This is a genomic window from Blautia hansenii (assembly GCF_013304445.1).
Taxonomy (GTDB): domain Bacteria; phylum Bacillota; class Clostridia; order Lachnospirales; family Lachnospiraceae; genus Blautia.
In genome coordinates this window covers 136,761-158,829 of sequence record NZ_JAAITA010000002.1, presented here as the reverse complement: position 1 = coordinate 158,829, position 22,069 = coordinate 136,761, and the positions used below count along the sequence as shown (strand labels likewise).

The 22,069-nt window shown below is 44.3% G+C and carries 16 protein-coding genes; 12 read left to right on the top strand and 4 right to left on the bottom strand.

Annotated features, from left to right (window positions below; translation table 11 throughout):
* Positions 1-20 precede the first annotated feature (20 nt).
* From G5A70_RS02800 to G5A70_RS02785, 4 genes are all read left to right on the top strand, one after another.
* Positions 21-710: a response regulator transcription factor gene (locus tag G5A70_RS02800; RefSeq protein ID WP_173747799.1), complete on the top strand. Its 690-nt coding sequence runs from the start codon at positions 21-23 to the stop codon at positions 708-710.
* Complete coding sequence (locus G5A70_RS02795; RefSeq protein ID WP_173747797.1) at positions 707-1,699, top strand: sensor histidine kinase; 993 nt, start codon at positions 707-709, stop codon at positions 1,697-1,699. Before G5A70_RS02800 ends, G5A70_RS02795 begins: the two co-directional genes overlap by 4 nt.
* Before the next feature lie 128 nt (positions 1,700-1,827).
* Positions 1,828-2,592, top strand: coding sequence for an ABC transporter ATP-binding protein (locus G5A70_RS02790; protein ID WP_173747795.1), 765 nt, complete (start codon positions 1,828-1,830; stop codon positions 2,590-2,592).
* Entirely contained in the window at positions 2,589-4,607 is a 2,019-nt protein-coding gene (locus G5A70_RS02785; RefSeq protein WP_173747793.1) for an ABC transporter permease, read from the top strand. The genes G5A70_RS02790 and G5A70_RS02785 overlap by 4 nt, the downstream gene beginning before the upstream one ends.
* Here the strand turns inward: G5A70_RS02785 and G5A70_RS02780 are convergent.
* Complete coding sequence (locus G5A70_RS02780; protein ID WP_173747791.1) at positions 4,604-5,422, bottom strand: AraC family transcriptional regulator; 819 nt, start codon at positions 5,420-5,422, stop codon at positions 4,604-4,606. The genes G5A70_RS02785 and G5A70_RS02780 overlap by 4 nt on opposite strands.
* Before the next feature lie 178 nt (positions 5,423-5,600).
* On the opposite strand from G5A70_RS02780, the gene G5A70_RS02775 reads away from it, so the two are divergent.
* From G5A70_RS02775 to G5A70_RS02750, 6 genes are all read left to right on the top strand, one after another.
* Positions 5,601-8,102: a TIM-barrel domain-containing protein gene (locus G5A70_RS02775; protein WP_173747789.1), complete on the top strand. Its 2,502-nt coding sequence runs from the start codon at positions 5,601-5,603 to the stop codon at positions 8,100-8,102.
* Between the two features lie 23 nt (positions 8,103-8,125).
* Positions 8,126-9,163: a TRAP transporter substrate-binding protein gene (locus tag G5A70_RS02770; RefSeq protein WP_173747787.1), complete on the top strand. Its 1,038-nt coding sequence runs from the start codon at positions 8,126-8,128 to the stop codon at positions 9,161-9,163.
* Positions 9,163-9,666 (top strand): TRAP transporter small permease, encoded by a 504-nt coding sequence (locus tag G5A70_RS02765; RefSeq protein ID WP_173747785.1) that lies wholly within the window; start codon positions 9,163-9,165, stop codon positions 9,664-9,666. The genes G5A70_RS02770 and G5A70_RS02765 overlap by 1 nt, the downstream gene beginning before the upstream one ends.
* A complete protein-coding gene (locus G5A70_RS02760) occupies positions 9,663-10,964 on the top strand; it encodes a TRAP transporter large permease (protein ID WP_173747783.1) in 1,302 nt (433 codons plus the stop codon). Before G5A70_RS02765 ends, G5A70_RS02760 begins: the two co-directional genes overlap by 4 nt.
* 15 nt (positions 10,965-10,979) lie before the next feature.
* Positions 10,980-13,493 (top strand): TIM-barrel domain-containing protein, encoded by a 2,514-nt coding sequence (locus tag G5A70_RS02755; RefSeq protein WP_173747781.1) that lies wholly within the window; start codon positions 10,980-10,982, stop codon positions 13,491-13,493.
* Positions 13,494-13,656: 163 nt separating this feature from the next.
* Positions 13,657-14,727: an alpha/beta hydrolase gene (locus tag G5A70_RS02750; RefSeq protein WP_173747779.1), complete on the top strand. Its 1,071-nt coding sequence runs from the start codon at positions 13,657-13,659 to the stop codon at positions 14,725-14,727.
* Between the two features lie 56 nt (positions 14,728-14,783).
* Here the strand turns inward: G5A70_RS02750 and G5A70_RS02745 are convergent, their stop codons facing one another.
* The 3 genes from G5A70_RS02745 to G5A70_RS02735 are packed head-to-tail and all read right to left on the bottom strand — an operon-like array spanning position 14,784 to position 19,415.
* Positions 14,784-18,542: an ABC transporter permease gene (locus tag G5A70_RS02745; RefSeq protein ID WP_226853470.1), complete on the bottom strand. Its 3,759-nt coding sequence runs from the start codon at positions 18,540-18,542 to the stop codon at positions 14,784-14,786.
* Between the two features lie 10 nt (positions 18,543-18,552).
* The gene (locus tag G5A70_RS02740) at positions 18,553-19,098 is read right to left on the bottom strand and encodes an ABC transporter ATP-binding protein (protein WP_173747775.1); all 546 of its coding nucleotides are present in this window, start codon (positions 19,096-19,098) and stop codon (positions 18,553-18,555) included.
* Positions 19,099-19,100: 2 nt separating this feature from the next.
* Positions 19,101-19,415, bottom strand: coding sequence for a hypothetical protein (locus tag G5A70_RS02735; RefSeq protein ID WP_173747773.1), 315 nt, complete (start codon positions 19,413-19,415; stop codon positions 19,101-19,103).
* Positions 19,416-19,605: 190 nt separating this feature from the next.
* Here G5A70_RS02735 and G5A70_RS02730 point away from each other — a divergent pair, with 190 nt between their 5' ends.
* Positions 19,606-20,190, top strand: coding sequence for a TetR/AcrR family transcriptional regulator C-terminal domain-containing protein (locus G5A70_RS02730; protein WP_173747771.1), 585 nt, complete (start codon positions 19,606-19,608; stop codon positions 20,188-20,190).
* A 200-nt stretch (positions 20,191-20,390) separates the two neighbouring features.
* Positions 20,391-22,049 carry an ABC transporter substrate-binding protein gene (locus G5A70_RS02725; RefSeq protein ID WP_173747768.1) on the top strand — a complete coding sequence of 553 codons (1,659 nt, stop codon included), beginning with the start codon at positions 20,391-20,393 and terminating at the stop codon, positions 22,047-22,049.
* Positions 22,050-22,069: the final 20 nt, after the last annotated feature.

Here is a 22,069-nt window from a genome sequence, read left to right as displayed (position 1 = left end):
CTAAAGGGAGAAAACATCATATGTATCGCATTTTTATAGTAGAAGATGATAGCGGTATCGCCGGTGCCATACAAAAACAGACGGAAAGCTGGGGAATGGAGGCAAGGTGCACCGAGGATTTTCATGACATCATGGCGGAATTTGCCGCCTGGAGGCCTCAGTTGGTGCTGATGGATATTTCACTGCCTTTTTTCAATGGCTATTACTGGTGTCAGAAAATCAGGGAGGTGTCTAAAGTGCCGGTGATTTTTATTTCCTCGGCTTCCGATAACCTGAATATTGTTATGGCGCTGCAGGCCGGAGCGGATGATTTTATTGCAAAGCCCTTTGATTTTTCCGTACTCATGGCAAAGATACAGGCGGTTCTGAGAAGAACTTATGATTACGGAACCCAGGTATCTGTTCTGGAGCACAGAGGGGCGCTTTTATCCAAGGAAGACGCCCTTTTGCATTACGAAGGAAGAAAAATTGATTTGACGAAAAATGAATACCGGATTCTTCTCACGCTTATGGAGCAGAAGGGGAAAATCGTCAGCAGGGAAAGGCTGATGGAAAAATTGTGGGAAAATGACAGTTTTGTAGATGAAAATACCCTGAGCGTCAATGTGAACCGCCTGCGTAAAAAACTGGAAAAAGAGGGACTGACGGGATTTATTACAACAAAAGTAGGCATGGGATATTTGATAGAATCGGCGGTGACCACATCATGAGAGAGTTGGGAAGCTATTTGAAACATCATGGGAGAGTGCTGTTCTTTTACGGTATTTGTTCCGGCATTTTTATTCTGTTCTTCTTTCTGTATCAGATACCTGTGGAGGCGGCGCTTTACAGTGCAGCAGTCTGCGGCGCGCTGGGGGTGCTGCTTGTATTTCCCCACTTTCTCGCATTTCGGAAAAAACGCAGAGAATTGCAGAGTCTTTACAGGCAGCAGGAGTTTTCCGTAAACAATCTGCCAGAGTCTGAGGGAATTCTGGAGAGGGACTATCAGGAACTGATGGAAGAATGGAACAGACGATACAGAAGCATGGAAGAAGAGCATAGCAGAAAATACAGGGATATGATGGAATATTATACCCTCTGGGTACACCAGATAAAGACGCCCATTGCTTCTATGTACCTGAATCTGGAAAATGAGGATACTGCCCTTTCCAGAGCCATAAAAGGAGATTTAATGAGGATTGAGCAGTATGTAGACATGGTATTGTGTTATCTCAGACTGGAAAGCGAGGATACGGATTATATGTTTCAGGAATATGGGATGGACGGAATTGTCAGACAGGCGCTGCACAGATTTTCGTCTTCTTTCATCAATGGGAAAATCCGTCTGGAATATCAGCCTGTAAAGAGCAGGGTACTGACAGATGAAAAGTGGCTGTTGTTTGTTATTGAGCAGGTTTTGTCCAATGCGCTGAAGTATACAAAATCCGGGGGTCGGATATGGATTGAGGAGGCAGAGCCGGGGATTCTCTGTATCGGGGATACGGGAATTGGTATTGCACCAGAGGATTTGCCCAGGATTTTTGAAAAGGGATATACCGGATACAACGGCAGATGTCAGAAAAAAGCCAGTGGAATCGGGCTGTATCTTTGCAGCCGTATTTGTAACCGCCTGGGGCACAGAATTTGGGTATCCTCCGCAGTAGGAGCGGGAACCCGGGTGTATCTGGATGTGAGAAAGGCCCATTTGGAAATCGAATGACAGAGCGTCTTACAAAAATGTAAGAAGAACACAGGGAAATGTAAGCCAAAGCTATGGCAGGACATTTCCCTGTTTTGCTACAATAAGACGGTAAAAGAGAGGACAAAAGCAAGGAGGACAAAATAAATATGGTAATTTTGGAAGTGAAAAATCTGAAAAAAACCTATACCACCAGATTCGGAGGCAATCAGGTACAGGCATTGAAAAATGTGAATTTCACCATAGAAGAGGGAGAATATACAGCCATTATGGGAGAGTCCGGATCCGGAAAAACCACGCTTTTAAATATTCTGGCAGCGCTGGACAGACCCACAGGCGGAACTGTGCTTCTGGACGGAAGGGATATTTCCAGAATAAAAGAAGCAGATTTGTCTGTGTTCCGAAGAAATCATCTGGGCTTTGTATTTCAGGAATTTAATCTTCTGGACACCTTTTCAATCCGGGATAATATTTATCTGCCGCTGGTGCTGGGAGGAAAGCATTACAGACAAATGGAGGTGCTTTTAGAACCTTTGGCCGCAAAGCTGGGAATTAAAGAAATATTAGACAAATACCCTTACGAGATTTCGGGGGGACAGAAGCAGAGAGCCGCTGTAGCCAGAGCGCTGATTACCAGTCCGAGGCTGATTCTGGCAGATGAACCAACCGGGGCTCTGGATTCCAAGGCAACAGACGAACTTTTACGGCTTTTTGGAACGGTAAACCAGGAGGGGCAGACGATTTTAATGGTAACCCATTCGGTTAAAGCTGCAAGTCATGCCCAGAGGGTGCTGTTTATTAAGGATGGAGAGGTGTTCCATCAGCTTTACCGAGGAAACGATACCAATCAGCAGATGTACGAGAAGATTTCCAGCACCCTGACCATGCTGGCATCAGGAGGTGAGGCGCAGTGAAAAGAGGATTTTATTTCAGAATTGCCTGGACAGGGATAAAGAACAATAAAAAGATTTATCTTCCCTATATTCTGGCTTCTGTGGGCATGATTCTCATGTTTTACATCATTGTATTTTTATCCAGCAGTCCCACAGTCAGGGAAATGCAGGGCGGAAATACCATGCAGGGGGTACTTGGCTTTGGGGTTTTCATTATGGCAGGGTTTGCGCTGATTTTTCTGTTTTATACCAATTCCTTTCTTATGCGAAGGAGAAAGCGGGAGTTTGGTATGTATCATGTGCTGGGGATGGGGAAGAAAAACCTGGCAAAGGTTATGGTTTGGGAAGGTGTACAGGTGACGGTGATTTCCCTGCTGGGCGGTCTTTTAGGGGGGATTTTGTTTTCAAAGGCAGCAGAACTTGTCATGATTTCCATGCTGGAGGGGAAAGCAGGTTATGCGTTCACGATAAGCACAGAAGCATTGCTGTGGACTCTGAAAGTCTTTGGCAGCATTTTTCTGCTGATTTTAATAAAATCTCTGCTGCAGATTTTTTTCTCAAAACCCATTGAATTGCTCCGAAGTGAAGCTGTGGGAGAGAAACCGCCGAAAGCCAACTGGCTGGAAGGGATTCTGGGTGTTGTGATACTGGCAGCTGCTTACTATCTTGCGGTATCCATTGAAGAACCTATGGCGGCTATATTCTGGTTTTTCGTGGCGGTGGCTATGGTAATTGTCAGCACCTATATTCTCTTTCGGACAGGTTCGGTGCTGCTTTGCAAGGTGCTGAAGAAAAATAAGAACTATTATTATAAATCGGGACATTTTGTTTCCATATCCTCTATGATGTACCGCATGAAGAGAAACGGTTATGGTCTGGCATCCATTTGTATCCTTTCTACTATGGTGCTGGTTATGGTGTCAGCAGTCTCCTGTATGTTTATTGGTTCGGAAGACCAGCTGCGTACCCGTTATCCCAGAAATATTGTAATCGATACGTATTCGGAGAATCAGGAAGTAATCGATATGGTACACCGTCTGGCGGCAGAGACCTTAGAGGAACAGAAAAAACAAGCTGAAAATGTGCTTCATTATCGTTTTACAGTGGCAGCAGGTTATGAAGAGGGAAAGACAATCAGTCTGGACCCGGGAAAAATAGAAAAATTTGCTATGTCTACAGGGGAAAATATCCGGCAGCTTTTTGTAGTGCCTTTGGAAGATTACAATCGTATTATGGGGGCAGATGAAACGCTGCAGGAGGATGAAGTCCTGGTTTATCAGACAAAATCATCCTACAAGTATGATGAAATCGCTTTTGACGATGGCACAAAGTGGAAGGTGAAGAAAAAACTCAGTGAATTTGTGGATAACGGCGTGGATTCCATGCAGATTATGCCTTCTGTTTTTATTTTTGTAAAGGATATGGATACTGTAAGTCAGGTGTGCAGCAAATGGAAAGAGCTGCAGGGAGAATCCCTGGTGAAAATGCACGATTATTACGGATTTGATTTGCAGGGAAGTGATGAGGAAAAAATTGCCGTAGCAAACAGTTTAAGGGAAAAAAGAGACGGACTTCTGCAGCAAGGTTATGAAAGAATAGACATAGAGGACAGCGCGTCAGAGCGGGCAGATTTTTACGCCATGTACAGTGGTATGTTTGTTCTGGGAATTTTATTGGGCTGTGTCTTTATTCTGGGTATGGTACTGATTATGTACTACAAGCAGGTAACAGAAGGCTATGAAGACCGGAAACGTTTTGAAATTATGCAGAAGGTGGGCATGACCAAACGGGAAATCCGAAAAAGCATCAATTCCCAGGTACTCACCGTATTTTTCCTGCCGCTTCTGGCAGCAGGAGTGCATACGGCCTTTGCTTTTCCTATGATGCGGAAGATTCTGCTGCTTTTAGGAGTGACAAACACCGGATTGCTGATAGGCGTTATGGCGGGCTGTTATCTTTTGTTTTCACTTTTCTATATTCTCATGTATGTGATAACTTCAAAGTCTTATTATGGTATTGTCAGCAGCCGTGATTAAACGGATTGGTACTGCTTTCGTTTTTCACTGGGTGAAACGCCGGTAATACTTTTGAAAATCCGGTTAAAATGGGTCAGATTGGAAAAACCTGTTTCTTTGCTGATACGGGTAATGTTGTAATCCGTTTCCAAAAGCATACGCTGGGCGTGAAGCACCCGTGTCATGTTGAGGTATTGAATGATGGTTTTTCCGGTGACTTTCTTAAATTCCCTGCACAGGTGGTAGGGGCTGACATAGAGCATGTCAGCCAGGGCAGAGACAGAAATTTCTTCGGCATAATGCTCGTGAATGTAATTGACCGCCTGTGCAGGTCTTGTTCTGGGTGTGCTTTCCACAGGGGTGTAATCGGCCCGGAGAATGGTCAGCAGAAGCTGATTTAACAGATTTTCCAGATATTCTTTCTGGAAAAGTCCCTCCTCTTTGTCCAGCTCAGTATGAAGCATGGACAGGAGGAGATGAATCATAGATTTCTTAATTTTCTTTAAAGAGAATACTCTGGCGGTTTCCAGCAGGTAGCTGCGGACTTCGGGGTAGACTATCATATCCGGTGTGAAATACAGGACAATACGTTTAAAAGGCACGTTTTTGTCCCCGTAGGAATGGTGCATCACATTGGGAGGGAAGATGATAAATTCGTGAGCGGTCAGATGATACAGCTCGCCCTCTATCATGTGGTGCCGTTCCCCGGATTCTAAATAATACAATTCAAAAAATTCATGAAAGTGGGATTGACACATATTGTCATTCACACCTTCGGCATATCCATAAGCAACTTTTTCTCCATGTGACATGAGAATCGCGGCGGTGTCCAGCATAAGAATCTCCTTTGGTTTTTTGGTACAGAATAGCATAGGGGAGTCCGAATGGCAAGAGGAAAAAGGGAAAATTAGAGCAAGATAAGTAAAAAACAGGGGATTTCAAGCAAATTTTGTCTATGATTTTCAGGAGGATTTTCTTATAATGTGGCCATAGAAAGCGAAAAGGAGAGAAGCAATGAAAGTATGTTTAAGGGCGGAGAGTGTAAGACAGGAAGACAATTATGTTTCTGTCAGGACAAACTGCGTGGAAATCAGGGTGTATTTTCTGACTGATTCTATTGTGCGAATCCGGGCCGGATTTGACGGAGATTTTGCAGAGGAATCTTACAGTCTGGTGATGACAGGCTGGGAAGACCGCATGGACGGATTTTTAGAAGGCAGACGAAAGAGAGTGCAGATGGCCGAGGCTGTTCTGGAGGACGGAGAAGAGAAAGCTGTTATCCGCGGGAAAGAACTGCGGGTGGAAGTAGAAAAGGAACCGTTCCGTATCTGTGTGTATGATATAGAGAATACTCTTTTACATGCAGACATTGTGGATTTGGCTTACATGGAGGACAGCAATCACCGCCGGATTCATACCAGCGAGATTACGCCGCAGGATTGTTTCTATGGATTCGGAGAAAAGAGCGGAGAATTTAATAAAGCGCAGAAATTTATGAATATGAGTCCTAAGGATGCTATGGGATACAATCCAAAAGAGACAGATTCCCTTTATAAGCACATTCCTTTTTACATTAAGCTGAACCGCGAACATAAAAAGGCTGTGGGATATTTTTACCACAATACTTATGAGTGCGATTTTGACATGGGAAAAGAAAAGAGCAATTACTGGAAAATGCACAGCCGCTACCGGGCAGACGGAGGTGACATTGACTTATTCCTCATTGCAGGACCGTCTATGCGCCAGGTAGTGGAAAGATATACGGATTTAACCGGAAAATCTGCCATGCTGCCCCGGTATGCCCTGGGTTATCTGGGTTCTTCCATGTACTATCCGGAATTGGAAAAAGACTGCGACGATGCGATTCTGGAATTCATTGATACCACAAAAGAAGAGCTGATTCCGGTAGACGGTTTCCAGCTTTCTTCCGGATACTGTGCCATTGAAACAGAGGAAGGCATCAAGCGCTGTGTATTCACCTGGAACAAAAAGCGGTTTAAAGACCCGAAAGACTTTTTTAAACAGATGACAGACAGAGGGGTCTGTGTGTCTCCTAATGTGAAGCCGGGTATGCTTTTGGTACACCCGAAACTGCAGGAAATGCAGGAAAAGGACATGTTTGTCAAGGACAGCCAGAGTGATGAGCCGGGAATCGGAACCTGGTGGGGCGGAAAAGGGATGTTTGTAGACTTTACCAAAGAAGCTACCAGAGAAAACTGGAAAGAAATGCTGAAAGAAAACGTACTGGAATATGGCACCAGTTCTGTGTGGAACGACAACTGCGAATATGACAGTATGGTGGATAAAGACTGCCGCTGCAGTTTTGAGGGAAAAGGCGGTACTATCGGGCAGTTAAAATCCGTTATGTCCAACATTATGTGCCACATTACAGATGAAGCCGTGCATGAAACCTTTGACAACACACGTCCTTACATTGTGTGCCGTTCCGGTCACTGCGGGATTCAGAGATATGCGCAGACCTGGGCAGGGGATAATCTGACTTGCTGGGATTCTCTGAAATACAACATTGCCACTATTTTGGGCATGAGTATGTCCGGTGTAGCCAACCAGGGCTGTGACATCGGCGGTTTTTACGGACCGGCCCCGGAAGCGGAACTGTTTGTGCGCTGGATTCAGAATGGTATTTTCCAGCCCAGATTTTCCATTCATTCCACCAACATTGACAACACGGTAACAGAGCCGTGGATGTACAGCGACTGCAAGGAATATATCCGGGAAGCGATTTCTTTCCGCTATCAGATGATTCCTTATCTGTATTCTCTTATGGAAAGAGCTCATGAAACAGGACTTCCTATTATGGAACCGATGTGCAGTGCTTTCCAGAATGATGAGAACGGTTATGACGAGGGTGTGGACTTCATGTTCGGAGATTCCCTGTTGGTAGCAAACGTGGTGGAAAAAGGTGCGAAGACACGAAAGATTTACCTGCCAAAGGGAGAAACGTTCTATGACTTCTATACCAGAGAAGCCTACGCGGGCGGACAGACCATAGAAATTCCGGTGGATTTGGGAAGTATTCCTCTTTATGTGAGGAGTGGGGCCATGATTCCTATGGCGCTCAATAAAATGGATAACCTGATGAAACAGCAGGCTACCGGTATTTCTCTTCTCTGCGCTGCAGATAAGGACGGGGGCTTTACCCTCTACGAAGACGACGGCGCAACTATGGATTACGAAAAGGGTGTTTACTTAAAAACCCGAATTTCCATGCAGGCAGGAGAGAGAACCGTGCTCACTTTTGCCAATGAAGGCAGCTATGAAACGAAGGTGGAAGATATGTATATCGACATGATACACAGAGAAAAAGCGCCTTACTGGGTAAAAGTAGACGGACGGGAGATTCCGCATTTCCTGCACAGAAGAAAATTTGAGGAAGCGGAGTGCGGCTGGTATTACAGCCAGAGGCTGAAATCTGTGCAGATAAAATATAAGAATCCGAAGAAGGATTATGAAACTGTGGTTTCCTTTGAACAGTTTGACCTGATTGGAATGTAAGCAGAAAGAAAGGAAAGTGGAAAATGAAAAAGTTAGCAGCAATCGCAGCTGTATTGAGTCTCTCTCTGAGCATGCTCAGCGGCTGTGGAAACGAAAGCGCAGCCAGCAGCCAGGAGGCAACGGCTGAAAATCCTATGGTGCTCACGCTGTCCCATGGACTCAGTGAAACCCATACTGTACATATCGCTATGGAAGAATTTGCCGAGGAAGTAAAAGAAAAAACAAAGGGAAGAATCCAGATTAAGATTTTCCCAAACGGACAGCTTGGTTCTGAGACGGAATCCATGGAACAGTTAAATGCAGGCGTAATTGCCATGACAAAGGTAGCAGCTCCAAACCTTGCAACCTTTGAGGAAGGTTACAATACCTTTGGTCTTCCTTATATTTTTGACGATGAAGAGGATTTCTATCAGGTTATGGATTCTGATGCCATGGAGGACTTCTTTTTATCCACAGAAGACGAGGGATTTGTGACTCTGACTTATTATACTTCCGGTGCCCGTTCTTTCTATACCAAGAACACACCCATTCGTACACCGGAAGACTTAAAAGGATTGAAAATCCGTGTGCAGGATATGGAATCACAGACAGACATGATGAAAGCCCTTGGCGGAACTCCGGTGGCTATGTCTTACGGCGATGTTTATACATCCCTGCAGACAGGTATTATTGATGGAACCGAAAATAACGAAACAGCTCTGACGACAGGAAAACATGGAGAAATCTGTAAATATTATTCCCTGGACCAGCATGCGATGATACCGGATGTTATGGTTATGAGTTCTAAAATCTGGAAACAGATAAGCAAGGAAGACCAGGAAATCATTCTTCAGGCTGCTCACGACTCCACAGAAAGTCACAAAGTGATGTGGGAAGAAGCCATTGACGAGGCGGTGGAAGAAGCGAAGACGGAAATGGGAGTTACTTTTGTAGAAGATGTAGACAAAGAGGCATTCCGCGCAGCTACAGAAGGTATGGTGGAAGAATACTGCCAGCGTTATCCGGGCGTAGATAAGCTTTTAACTACAATTCGCCAGGTACAGGAAGGGAGTGAAGAGTGATGCTGGAAACGTTGACAAAGATTAAAAAAGGAATGAATTTTGTATTATCCAGAATTGCGGCAGTCCTTTTATCTGCCATGACCCTGCTGGTGTTGTATCAGGTCTTTACCAGATACGTTTTAAACAGTCCGGCAGCTTTTACAGAAGAGGTGGTACGTTATCTGCTTATCTGGACCGGATTTATCGGTGCAGCTTATGCTTTCAGCACCAGACAGCACATGGCCTTGGTTATTGTAAGGGATAAAGTATCTCCAAATGCAAAAAAGGGACTTATGGTATTTGTCGATGCCTTGATTCTGCTTTTTGCAATTTTCGTTGTCATTATCGGAGGAACAAAACTGGCGCTCAGTGCCGTGCATGAATATTCTGCACTTTTAGGAATTTCCAGAGGTCTGGTGTATGCCATGGCGCCTGTATCCGGTGTGTTTATCGTGCTTGCACAGGTGATTAATCTGTATGAAGATGTGACAGGAAATGTGATTGAGGAGGGAGAAGAGGCATGAATATAGCACTTACAACCATACTTTTATTTGCAGTATTTGGAATCCTGCTGTTTATCGGCTGTCCGATTTCCGTAGGAATTGTAATTTCTTCTATTGTAACGGCAGTGTCTACACTGTCCTGGGACCAGATTACTTTTATTACCATGCAGAAAATGAACAGTGGTGTGGAGAGTTTCTCTCTTCTGGCAGTGCCTCTGTTTATTCTGGCCGGTAACATTATGAACAACGGCGGTATTGCCAGACGTCTGGTAAATTTTGCAAAACTGTTCTGCGGCTGGATTCCGGGTTCTCTGGCCCAGGCCAATGTTTTAGGAAATATGCTTTTTGGCGCACTCTCCGGTTCTGCTGTAGCGGCAAGTTCTGCTATGGGCGGATGTATTTATCCGATTCAGAAGGAAGAGGGATATGACCCTGCGTTTGCCACAGCGGTAAATATTGCATCTGCGCCTACAGGTCTTCTGATTCCGCCAACCAGTGCGTTTATTGTGTATTCTACCGTAGCAGGCGGCGTGTCTATTTCCGCACTGTTTATGGCAGGTTATGTACCGGGAATCCTTATGGGACTTGGCACCATGATCGTTGCTTTTATTTATGCAAAGAGACGCAAATACCCGACTTCCGGACGTGTGCCGGTGAAAGAGGCTTTGAAAATCACTTTTGAGGCTATTCCAAGTCTGCTGCTTATTGTCATTGTTATCGGAGGTATTGTGGCCGGTATCTTTACTGCAACGGAAGGAGCAGGTGTGTGCGTACTGTACTGCCTGATTCTGTCTGTGATTTACAAGAGCATTGACATGAAATCCTTTATGAAAATTCTCTTAAACAGCGCAGCAACCAGCGGAATTATTCTGTTCCTGATTTCTGCGTCTTCTGCTATGAGCTGGGTTATGGCTTACTCCGGTATTCCGGCGGCGATCAGTGAAGGTCTGATGTCTGTGTCTACCAATAAATATGTGATTTTACTGCTGATGAATGTGATTCTTCTTATTGTCGGTATGTTTATGGATATCACACCTGCGATTTTGATTTTTACACCGATTTTCCTGCCAATCGCAGAAAGCCTTGGTATGTCTTCCATTCAGTTCGGTGTTATGCTGATTTTCAACATGTGTATGGGAAGTATGACGCCTCCGGTAGGTTCCGTACTCTTTGTATCCTGCGGAATCAGCAAGATTACCATTGAGCAGGTAACGAAGACACTGCTTCCGTATTTTGCAGTGCTGCTGGGAATTCTGCTGGCCGTTACTTATATTCCGGCATTGTCTATGGCTGTTCCTACACTGCTTGGTCTGGTATAAAAAAGGAGAAGAAACATGCTTTTTGGAAACTATCAGGGAATCGAAAAGACAGAAAATGGTTATCTGGTAAAAGGAGAAAACGGAGATATCAAACTGATTTTCATGACCGACGATATTATCCGTATCCGTGTTTCCTTTGACCGGGTATTTAAAGAAGCGTCCTATGCGCTGGTAACCACTGCATGGGAAGACGATTTGGACGAACTTTTAAAGGAGGAGAGACAGCGGATTACCGCTCTTTCTCTTCCTTACGAAGAAAAGGAAAAAGAACTGGTATTTGAGACGAAAACCCTTCGGCTTGTCATGCAGAAAAAACCGTTGTGCTTCAGGCTTTACGACAAAGAGGGAAAACTGGTTTACGCAGATTTGAAGGAAAGAGCCTTTGATAAAGACCAGCTTGGCCGGGTGACTCATTATTCGGAAGCCGATATGGACAAAGACCATTTCTATGGTTTTGGAGAAAAGACGGGACATCTGGATAAAAGAGGAAAACGTATGCGTATGTCTCCCAAGGATGCTATCGGCTTTGATCCGGAATTCGGAGAACCACTGTACAAGCACATTCCTTTTTACATTCGCACCAATGAAGACAGCCTCCATGCGCTGGGACTGTTTTACAACAATTCCTATGACGCTGTGTTTGATATGGGAAATGAGCGGAGCGGCTACTGGGATTGCTACTGCTATTACCAGGCGGACGGCGGGGACATTGACTTGTTTTTAATCAACGGACCGGATATGCCTTCCGTTTTAAACCGCTACACGTTCCTGACCGGACGGCAGGCTATGCCTACCAAGCAGTCTCTGGGATACACAGCCTCCACTATGTACTATGCGGAACTGGAAAAAGACTGTGATAAGGAAATTTACAAGGTGATTCAGAAGCACTTTGACGAGCATATTTACATGGACAACTTCTGGCTGGCCAGCGGTTATTCTTCCGGTGAGAAGGACAACCTGCGCTATACCTTTAACTGGAACAACAAGAGATTTCCCGACCCGGAGGGTTTCTTTGAAAAAATGGAAGGTATGGGAATTAACGTGATTCCAAACATGAAGCCGGGAATTCTGGAAAATCACCCTTACCGGGAAGTTTTTGAAGAAAATGATGTGTTTGTAAAAACACCGGATAAAAAGAGCGACTACCGTGGACGCTGGTGGGGCGGAGAAGGACGCTTTGTGGACTTTACAGGTGAAAAGGGAAGAAACACCTGGAAAGAACTTTTAAAAGAAACGCTGTTGAAAAAAGGTTCCAAGACGGTATGGAACGACAACTGTGAGTATGACGGCATTGAGGACCGAAATGCGTTCTGTGAATTTGAGGGCATGGGCGGAACCATGGCAGAGCTGAAAATTATTCATTCCAATATGATGGCTTATACGGCAAAGGAAGCCCTGGCTGAGGTATATCCGGAAGAACGTCCCTACATTATTAACCGGGCCGGATTCGCAGGAATCCAGCGTTATGCTCAGGTTTGGGACGGAGATAATCTGACAGACTGGCGTACGGTGAAATTTAACATTGCCACCATTATGGGCATGGGAATGTCCGGTATTGCCAATACCGGCTGTGATATCGGCGGTTTTGCAGGTCCTGCTCCGGAGGCAGAACTTCTTCTTCGCTGGATTCAGAACGGTATTTTCCAGCCTAGATTCTGTATCAATTCCGCAAACAGCGACAATACGGTAACACAGCCTTTTATGTACGAGGAAACCCTGCCTTATGTACAGGCTGCATATGCCCAGAGATATCGCATGATACCGTATCTGTATTCTCTTATGCGGGAAGCGCACGAAAACGGTATGCCGGTGATGAGGCCGCTGTTTCTGGAGTTTCCGGAGGATAAAAACTGCTACACAGACGAACATCTGACCTTTCTGTTCGGACCGTCTGTGCTGGTGGCAAACGTGGTGGAAAAAGGGGCGAAGACACGGAAAATCTATCTGCCAAAGGGCGCTGTGTGGTATGATATGAACGACCATTTTAAGGCCTATGAGGGCGGACAGACCATAGAAATTCCGGTTACCCTGGCTTCTGTGCCCATGTTCTTCAGGGACTGCGGCGTGTATGTTACCAGCGAAGATGTGACCCAGATTAAGAGAGATACCCTGAAAACTCTGAACTTCCTCATTAGCTGTGAAAACGACGTGACATTTACTTACTATGATGATGACGGCTGGTCTAAGAAGTTTGAAGACGGAGAGTATGCATCTACAAAAATCGAGGTAAAGGCCGGAGACAGAAAGACCATTACCTTTACAAAGAACGGTTCTTATGAGGAAACCTGGGATAACCTGGAACTGAATCTGGTGAGTAAGGAAAAAGGTGCTTACTGGGTAACAGTAGAAGGAGAAAAGATTGCCCAATTCCTGACAAAAGAGAGCTTTGAAGAAGCGGAAAGCGGCTGGTACTATGACATGTCCGACCGAATTATCCGCATGAAATGCTCGAAACCGGACAAAGACAGCTTTACCATTGTGATAAGCTGTGAAAAATTTGATTTGATTGGTATGGAATTTACAGATTAAGAAAAACTGCTGCAGAAAGTCATACGGAACAGAAAGGCGTTTCGTTTGTACTTTCTGCAGCAGTTTTTTTCGGGAAAAATCCATTGTTGCATATTTCGGCAAATGCTATAATCAAGAATAAGAAAAAACAGGCGGGACTGACCTGAGAAAGAGAGGAATATACATGAGGACAGAATTACTTACTTTAAATCAGGAAAGAAATGTGACATTGACAGCTTATCTCCAGGAAACAGGTGGGGCTTTTTCCTATATATCAAAAAGACCTGCTATCCTGATTCTTCCGGGCGGGGGATACCAGTATTGTTCAGACCGGGAAGCAGACCCGGTGGCTATGCCTTATTTAAAAGCAGGATATCAGGTATTCATTTTGCGGTATTCGGTGAAGAAAGATGCAGTGTGGCCCAATCCATTAAAAGACTATGAGCAGGCTATGACGCTGATTCGCAGCAAGAGGGAGGAGTGGAATGTGTATGGGGATAGAATTGCCGTGCTGGGATTTTCGGCAGGCGGACATCTGGCAGGCTGTGCGGCAACCATGGCAGAAAACAAGCCGAATGCGGCAATTTTAGGCTATGCTGTAACCCGGGGGGAAGACGTGCAGATGTGCGAGAGCACAGCGCCGGATGTAATCTCAGCAGTGACGGAGGAAACATGTCCTTGTTTTGTCTTTGCTACCTGCAATGACCAGTTGGTAGCCGTGGAAAATTCGGTGAACTTTCTGCAGGCTTTGGCTCAAAAAGGAGTTACTTTTGAAAGTCATATTTATGCCTACGGTCCTCATGGATTTTCTACAGGAGATACGTCTGTCCAGAACCGGGAAATCCCACTTTGCAGCCGGGTGCCGGATTGGGTGGAGGACAGTATCGGATGGCTGAAAGATGTTCTGGGCGATTTCGGAGAAAATACTATGACAGAGCCAGTATGTAAGGCTCATGTCTCCGGAGATTACGATACTTTTTTGTCCTGGGACTGTACCTTCGGATACCTGAGGAACTATGCCGGGGCAGAAACGGTTATGACTCCGTTTTTAGCCTGGCTGGAAGCAAATAAAGATATGCTGGCGGAGAAAATCGGCCCGGCCGCACAGGAACTGGTACGCAAAAACGGCATGGAAGGTCTGTATTTTATGGCAGATTCCAGAAGTTTTCGGGAGATTTTAAATCATACAGGAATGACAAAAGCAGAAAAGCAGCAGATAGAAGAAGCGCTGGAAAAAATTCCTAATGAAAGATAAGTCCCCAATTGAAAAGCCCCTGTTCCCAAAAGAGTGAGAGGAACCGGGGCTTTTTGTTATTCCACGGATTTTAATGCGCTGAGCATATCCAGATATTTCAGTTTTCGATTCATCATATATCCTAAGACAAAGGTAATGGCCGCAATTAAAACCGCAGGAAGGAGAAAGGCTCTGGCGGAAAGCGCGGGGTTGAACATAACTTCATCCGGAGGCACAACAGCCAGTATATATCGGTAAAGCAGGTCGCCCACACCAAAGCCTGTTAAAATGCCAAGCAGGGAAAGAAGTATGGTTTCCCGGTAAATATAGAGAGTTACTTCTTTGTCATAGAATCCCAGAACTTTGATTGTGGAAAGTTCACGAATCCGTTCTGCAACATTGATGTTGGTAAGGTTGTAGAGAATGACAATGCCAAGCAGAACTGCAACAAGGATTAAAACCTGCATAATCTGATTCAGGGAATCTACAATAGTGTTAATCTGGTTAATCATGGTTGTATTCTGAACGACCCCTTTGACAGCGTCTGATTCCATAAAATGGCTGGCCTGTGTTTGTGCATTCTCTAAGGAGCTGTCTTTTAAGCTGACTAAGTTTGCATTTGCCTGGTAAGTATCAGAAAATGCAGTTTCGTAATAGTTGTCGTTCATAAACATAAAGTGTCCTGTGTACATTTCTGTAATGGAGGCAACCTTTACTTTGTGTTCCTTGTCATTGGAATCCGTAATGGTAAAGCTGTCGCCTGCTTTTACATCCAATAATTTTGCCAGCCGTTCAGAGATGACAACGCCGTTATCATCCAGAGAGATTTGTGTGTTATCTTCCCGATGAACAAGACTAAAATAATCACGGAATTTCTGTTCGTTCTGCGTCACAATCATAGTGATTTCCTGCTTGTCTTTTTTCTTTCCCGCAACTTTTGTCACGGATTCATAATGGACAGGAAGCTGTTCCTTGATGGAACTGCCATTTAAAAGGGAATCCAGTTCCTGCTGTTCTTTGTCTGTTAAAAGGCTGTTCTGTGCTACAATTAAATCATATTGGATAAGCTCGCCAAACTGCCGGTCATTGATTTTGGAGATGGAGTTCTGTACGCTGAGTCCTGTAAACAGCAGAGCAACGGCACCGCACACACCGAAAACAGTCATAAACATCCGTTTCTTATATCGGAAGATATTTCTGGCTGTTACTTTGTGGGTAAAGCTTATTCTGTTCCAGAGTGGTGTCAAATGCTCCAGAAAAATCTTTGACCCCTTTGTGGGAGCTTTGGGTAATAACAAAGCTGCCGGTTTTTCTTTCAGTTCTCTTAAGGCAACGATGCAGGCCGGAAGGACCGCACTGAAAACGGACAGAACCAGTGCGGCCAGAGAAGTTGAGAGATAAAAGTGTTTTTCAATAACCGGTACGTCAAAGCCGTTTCCGTAGACATTGTAAATGATTTCCGGCAGCAGCAGATGACCTGAGAGGATACCGGCAAGCGTGCCGGACACGCCTGCAATCAGTCCATAGACCGTAAACTTTTTCATAACATCACGGTCTGTATAGCCAAGGGCCTTTAAAGTACCTGCATTCATACGTTCTTCATCCACAAAACGTGTCATGGTAGTCAGGGTTACCAGTGCGGCTACAAAGTACAGAAAGATAGGAAACACATTTGCCAGGGCGTCAATAATGGTGGAAATGGAGTCGTAAATTTTATAACCGTCGGAACCGGCAGCTTCCCTTCGTGTGCTTAAGGTATACACCGGCAGTTCCAGACTGTCCATTTCTTCTTTTGCGTCTGCTAATTTTTCTTCATTTTCAGCAATTTCTTTATTGGCGTCGGCCTCTTTGGTAGTAAACTCCTTTAAACCGCCTTCGTATTCCGCCTCTTTATCGGATAATTCCTGTTTGGCAGCTTCTAATTTATCAACGTTTTCCTGATACTCTTTTTCTTTGGAATGCAGGGTTTCAAAGGATTCCTTCCATGCGGACAGTCCCGAATAATAAGTATTCAGATTCTGGTTGTATAAAGAAACACCTGACTGATACTGCGCATAGCCGGAATTGTATTCCTCCTGCTTCGTTTCCAAAAGTGCTTTCTGTTCTGCAAGAGACTGTCTTGCTTCACTTAACTGTGCTTCATTGGCTGCAATTTGATTCTTTGCGTCCGTAAGCTGTGCAGAAGCGGCCCCGATTTCCTGTTCTGAGGAATCCAGCTGCTGTTTTGCGTTCTTTAATTCCGTTTCTTTTTCAGCAAGCAGGGTTTTGGATTGTTCCAGTTCCGCTTTTTTCTGGTCAAGCTGCGTCTGCATGGCGGCAAGGCTGTCCATCTGAGGGGTATAAGTGCCGGACAAAAAGCTTTCATATTCTGACTGGCATTTTTCCAGTTCTGCCTGGGCAGCAGCCAGCTTTTGATGGAGCGCTTCCTGTTCCTCCTGGGAAAGGTCAGGATTTGCCAGCTGTTCTTTGAGCGCATTGACGGTCTGGGTGCAGGAATCAATGGAAGTTTCATATTCCTGTTTGGCGCTTATCAAAGTATTTTTATTGGAATCCAGGGTATTCTGCTGCGCTGCCAGTTCGTCAGAAGCACTTTGATAAGCCAGCTGTTTTTGGGTGAATTCGTCAAAGGCGCTTTGGTAGGTCTGTTGTTTTTCCTGAAGTTCTGCGGATTTTGAGGAAAATGCCTGTTCACTGGAGGCAAGCGTTTCTTTTGCCTGTGCCAGCTGCGTCTCTTTCCCAGATAACTGGCTGTCCGCCGTGTTTATTTTGCCCCATCCGTCCTGGAGAGAACTGTAGGCAGAACTTAACTGGTTTTCTGTTGTCTGCAGGGTATTTTTTGCACTGTCCAGGGATTGTTTGGCAGACTGCAGCTGCTCCCATTTTTTTGTAAGGGTGGCTTTGCCGGAAGATAACTGTTCTTTGGCAGCTTTGAGCTGAGAATCAGAAGAGGCAATGGCAGTTTTTGCATCCTCAATCTGCTTGTCAGCGTCTGCCAGCTGTTCCTTTGTGTCTGAAAGTTTCTGTTTGGCTTCGTCAATCTGTTTCTGTCCATCGTCAATATTGCTCTGATACGTATCCTTCAGAGTCTCCAGACGAAGGGCAGGCTGACTCTCTAACAGCTTGTCCAGTTGGTTTTTATGGGTCTGAATCAAATCGGTATAGGTATCGGAATAAGGATTGACATTTTGCGTATCGCGGAAGGTCACTCTTGCAATCATGTAAAAATCAGAATCAAAGACATCTTTCTTTACAAAGCCGTATCTCTTTAATTCGCCTGTTCCGGAAGTGGACTGTCCCATATTAATAGAAGAGAGAAACTCCGGAGACTTTGCAAATCCCACAATTTTAAAAGTGTGTTTTTTTAGCACCTTGGTTCCGGCGCTTTCCTTTTCCGTGACTTTTAAGGTATCGCCAATGTGGTATTGACTTTTATAAGTATCGGACAAAACGATTTCGTCATCTTTTTCTGCATGTTTCCCGGCGGTCAGTTCATATTTGGAAATGGTATCCGGATTTGAAAACAGACGAATACTGTCGGTGGTATCCTTGATTTCTACATCTTTTAAATATCCATATTCTATTTTACTGGTTCCGGATAACTGATTGATAGCGGCTTGGTTATTTTCATCAATGCCGTAATCTCCAATGACTGTTATGTCAGACAGATTTAAGTCTTCAAAATAGTGCAGGCCGGTTTCTCGCATGTCCGGGCCTGTGACTTTTAGCCCCACCAGTGCAAAAGAGCCTAACATCATCAGACAGAAAATAGAGATAAAACGTCCTTTGGAATTTAAAAAGCATTTTTTTATATCTTTCCATAATTTTTTCTTTTTCAACGAGTATCACCTACCATTCAATTTCTGCAATATTCCGTGGATGTTTGTTGATTTCGATATTTTTTACTGTAGCGTCATGCATGTGGATGACACGGTCCGCAATGGGAGCAATGGCGCCATTATTTGTAACGATTACAACCGTTGCCCCCTTTTTCCGGCACATATCCTGAAGAATCTGGAGTACCTGCTTGCCGGTCTGATAATCCAGGGCGCCTTTTACAATTTCAGAAGCAAGTTCTACATTTTCCTTGGAAGTCAGGTTCTGTACCAGATTATAGAACTGAAATACAAAGCCCACATCATTTCTTCGGTAAGTCGTAAGCTGTCTTGCATTGTAATTGGAAATATCTTTTCCGTCTATGATGACCTTGCCGCTGTCATTGGTGTCCATTCCGCCTAAGATATTGAGCGCCGTGGATTTTCCGGCGCCGGATGAACCCAGTATTATGGCAAGTTCTCCTTTTTCAATGGAGAAGCTGACATCTCTGTTTGCATATATTTTTGTTTCTCCCATCTTATAGGTTTTACAACTGTTTCGCATTTCAATATATCCCATATCTAATTCCTCCTTGCAGCGATTCCGGTTAAATGATAATGCTTGTTTCTTCGTTTTAACGTCAGTTCAATAAACTGAGCATTGAAGCAGCCCACTGCCGTATAGGTGAAGGTCTGCATAAGAGATGTCAGTGTTCCGGTTAATCTGCAGGTACCGTTATCCAGTACCTGTCCGGTTAAGGGGCTTTTATGATTTAAAATATCAACGCAGCCGGAAATCAGTCCCTGTTTCACTTCCATCTGCAAATGTCCATACCGTGTTCCGACAGGTGCAGCTAAAGTAATCTTATAAAAGTATTGCTGTATTTCTTTGCACATCGAGCAGCACACCTCCTTTTTTACTGCCGAGAGCCATTATAAAAAGAAAAGTTCTGTTTAGACATGGTCAAATTTTCGGGATTGGGTAAAATACGGACAAATGTGCAGGCATTGTGGAACAAATGCCTGAATTTTGATTGTTGAATTCTTTGTGGGACAACTGTATACTAAAACAGCAAGAGGTTTTGACATGAAATATGAAGTGACCAGTTTAAATACTAAGAAATTATTTGCAGAGGCCTTAAAGAACCTTGTGGTACAGAAATCATTTTCTAAAATAACGGTCAGTGAATTGATTCGGGTTTGCAATGTCAATCGAAAAACATTTTATTATCACTTTACCGATGTATACGATTTACTGAAATGGACTTTGGAACAGGAAGCCATAGAGGTTGTGAAAAAATTCGATTTGATTATCGATTATGAGGAAGTTATTCTCTTTGCCATGGATTACATTGAAAAAAATAGTGTGTTTTTGAAGAATATTTATGATTCTGTGGGAAGAGATGAATTGAAACGTTTTTTCTATTGGGACTTTATTGAAATTACAACTTCCATGATAAAAAAGGTAGAAGAACTCACGGAAACCACAGTTCCGAAAGACTTTGAAACCTTTTTAAGCAGTTTTTATACAGAGGCAATAGCCGGAACACTGCTGGAATGGATTGTTCATAAAGAAGAGCACGACAAACAGCAGGTAATAAATTATATTTCTGTTATTTTCCGCACTGCTCTGCCTGCGTCCATAAAACAGTATACAGAGGTGCAGAAATAGCAAAAGAAAACCCCCGGATGGGGATAAAAGCCTTTTTGCAGAGGAAAGCGTTCTCCTGAAATCCTGTATTTACAGGCAATGAAAAAAATACAAAAAGAAAAAAGAAATAACCCCCAGGGTAGCTTACCCCGGGGCTTTTTCTTGTCTATAATAGAGTTCAGCCGTAAGGGCAGACGAAAATAACCAGGAGGAAACAACAGATGAAAAAGAGAATGAAAGCACTGGCAGCGCTGTTATGCGTAACGGCCATGGTAACAGGATGTGGAAGCGGGGCATCGGATTCCGGTACATCTTCTGCCAAAACACAGACACAGAAGGAGGAAGGCTCTGCCAAGACGGATGAATCCCAAGAAAAAAAATCAGAAGTTACCATTGGTTTTTCCAGTGAAGGAGATTCTTTTGACCCTTGTACAGGATTTGGCTATACCGGGTCGCCTTTGTATTCCAATCTGGTAAAAGTAAACGGAGATGACCAGCTGGAAAATGACCTGGCAACGGATTATACAGTCAGTGATGACGCCCTTACCTGGACGTTTCAAATCCGGGATGACGTAAAGTTTACAAACGGAGATGCACTAAAAGCCTCAGACGTTGCCTTTACTTTTAACACGGCAAAAGAAAAAGCCACTTATATGGATTTAACCATGATGGAAAGCTGTACGGCAAAAGACGACACTACCGTAGAATTTAAGCTGACAAAACCCTGTGTAACCTTTATTTATACGGTAGCGCAGATGGGCATTGTACCGGAGAAGGCTTACAGCGACAAATTCGGAATGTCCGCAGACCAGATTATCGGTTCCGGTCCGTACAAAATGATACAGTGGGACAAGGGACAGCAGTTTATTCTGGAAGCAAATGAGGATTATTACGGGGACAAGCCGGAAATTGAAAGAGCTGTATTTCTGATTCAGGAAGAGGACGCTAGATTTGTAGCGGCAAAAGCCGGAGAGGTAGACATTGCGCTGACCTCTGCAACTCTTGCAACCACAGAAATCGAAGGCATGCATGTAGAAAAAGTAGAATCCGTAGACAATAGAGGCATTACACTTCCAACCGTTCCCGATGAAGGAAAGAAGACGGAAGACGGATATAAAATCGGAAATAATATTACCTGTGATGTGAATGTGAGAAAGGCTCTCTGCTACGGCGTAGACAGACAGCAGATTATTGACGAAGCCTTAAACGGCCTTGCAAAACCGGCTTATTCCGAGTGTGACGGTATGCCATGGTGGAATGAGGAGGACGTTATTGAAACGGATGTGGATTATGCAAAGGAACTTCTGGAACAGTCCGGCTGGAAGGATACAGACGGAGATGGCATCCGGGAAAAGGACGGAAATAAGCTGGCCTTTCATCTGATGTATTTTGCGGGAGATTCCATGCGCCAGGCTGTGGCTATGTCTGTGGCAAATCAGGCAAAAGAAAACCTGGGCTTTGACATTACGGTAGAAGGTGTCAGTGAGGATGATACCATTAAGAGAATGTTTTCTGAACCTATGATTATGGGATGGGGTTCCGACAGTCCCATGACTTCTTATATGCTGTTCCACAGCAGCAATGCGGGAAAGACAGACTGGTACAATCCGGAATTTTATATGAGCGATAAGACCGATGAGTATCTGGATAAAGCCATGAATTCGCTGACCATTGAAGACTCCTATGAGTGGTGGCAGAAGGCACAGTGGGACGGTGAAACCGGTACTTCCATGAAAGGGGAGGCGCCCTGGGCATTCTTTGTAAATATGACACACCTTTATTATGTGAAAGACGGATTAAATATCGGAAACCAGAGAATCCATGCTCATGGACAGGCATGGCCGCTGATTGCCAACCTGGCAGAGTGGAGCTGGGAATAAAATCGGGTCTGACAAAAGAA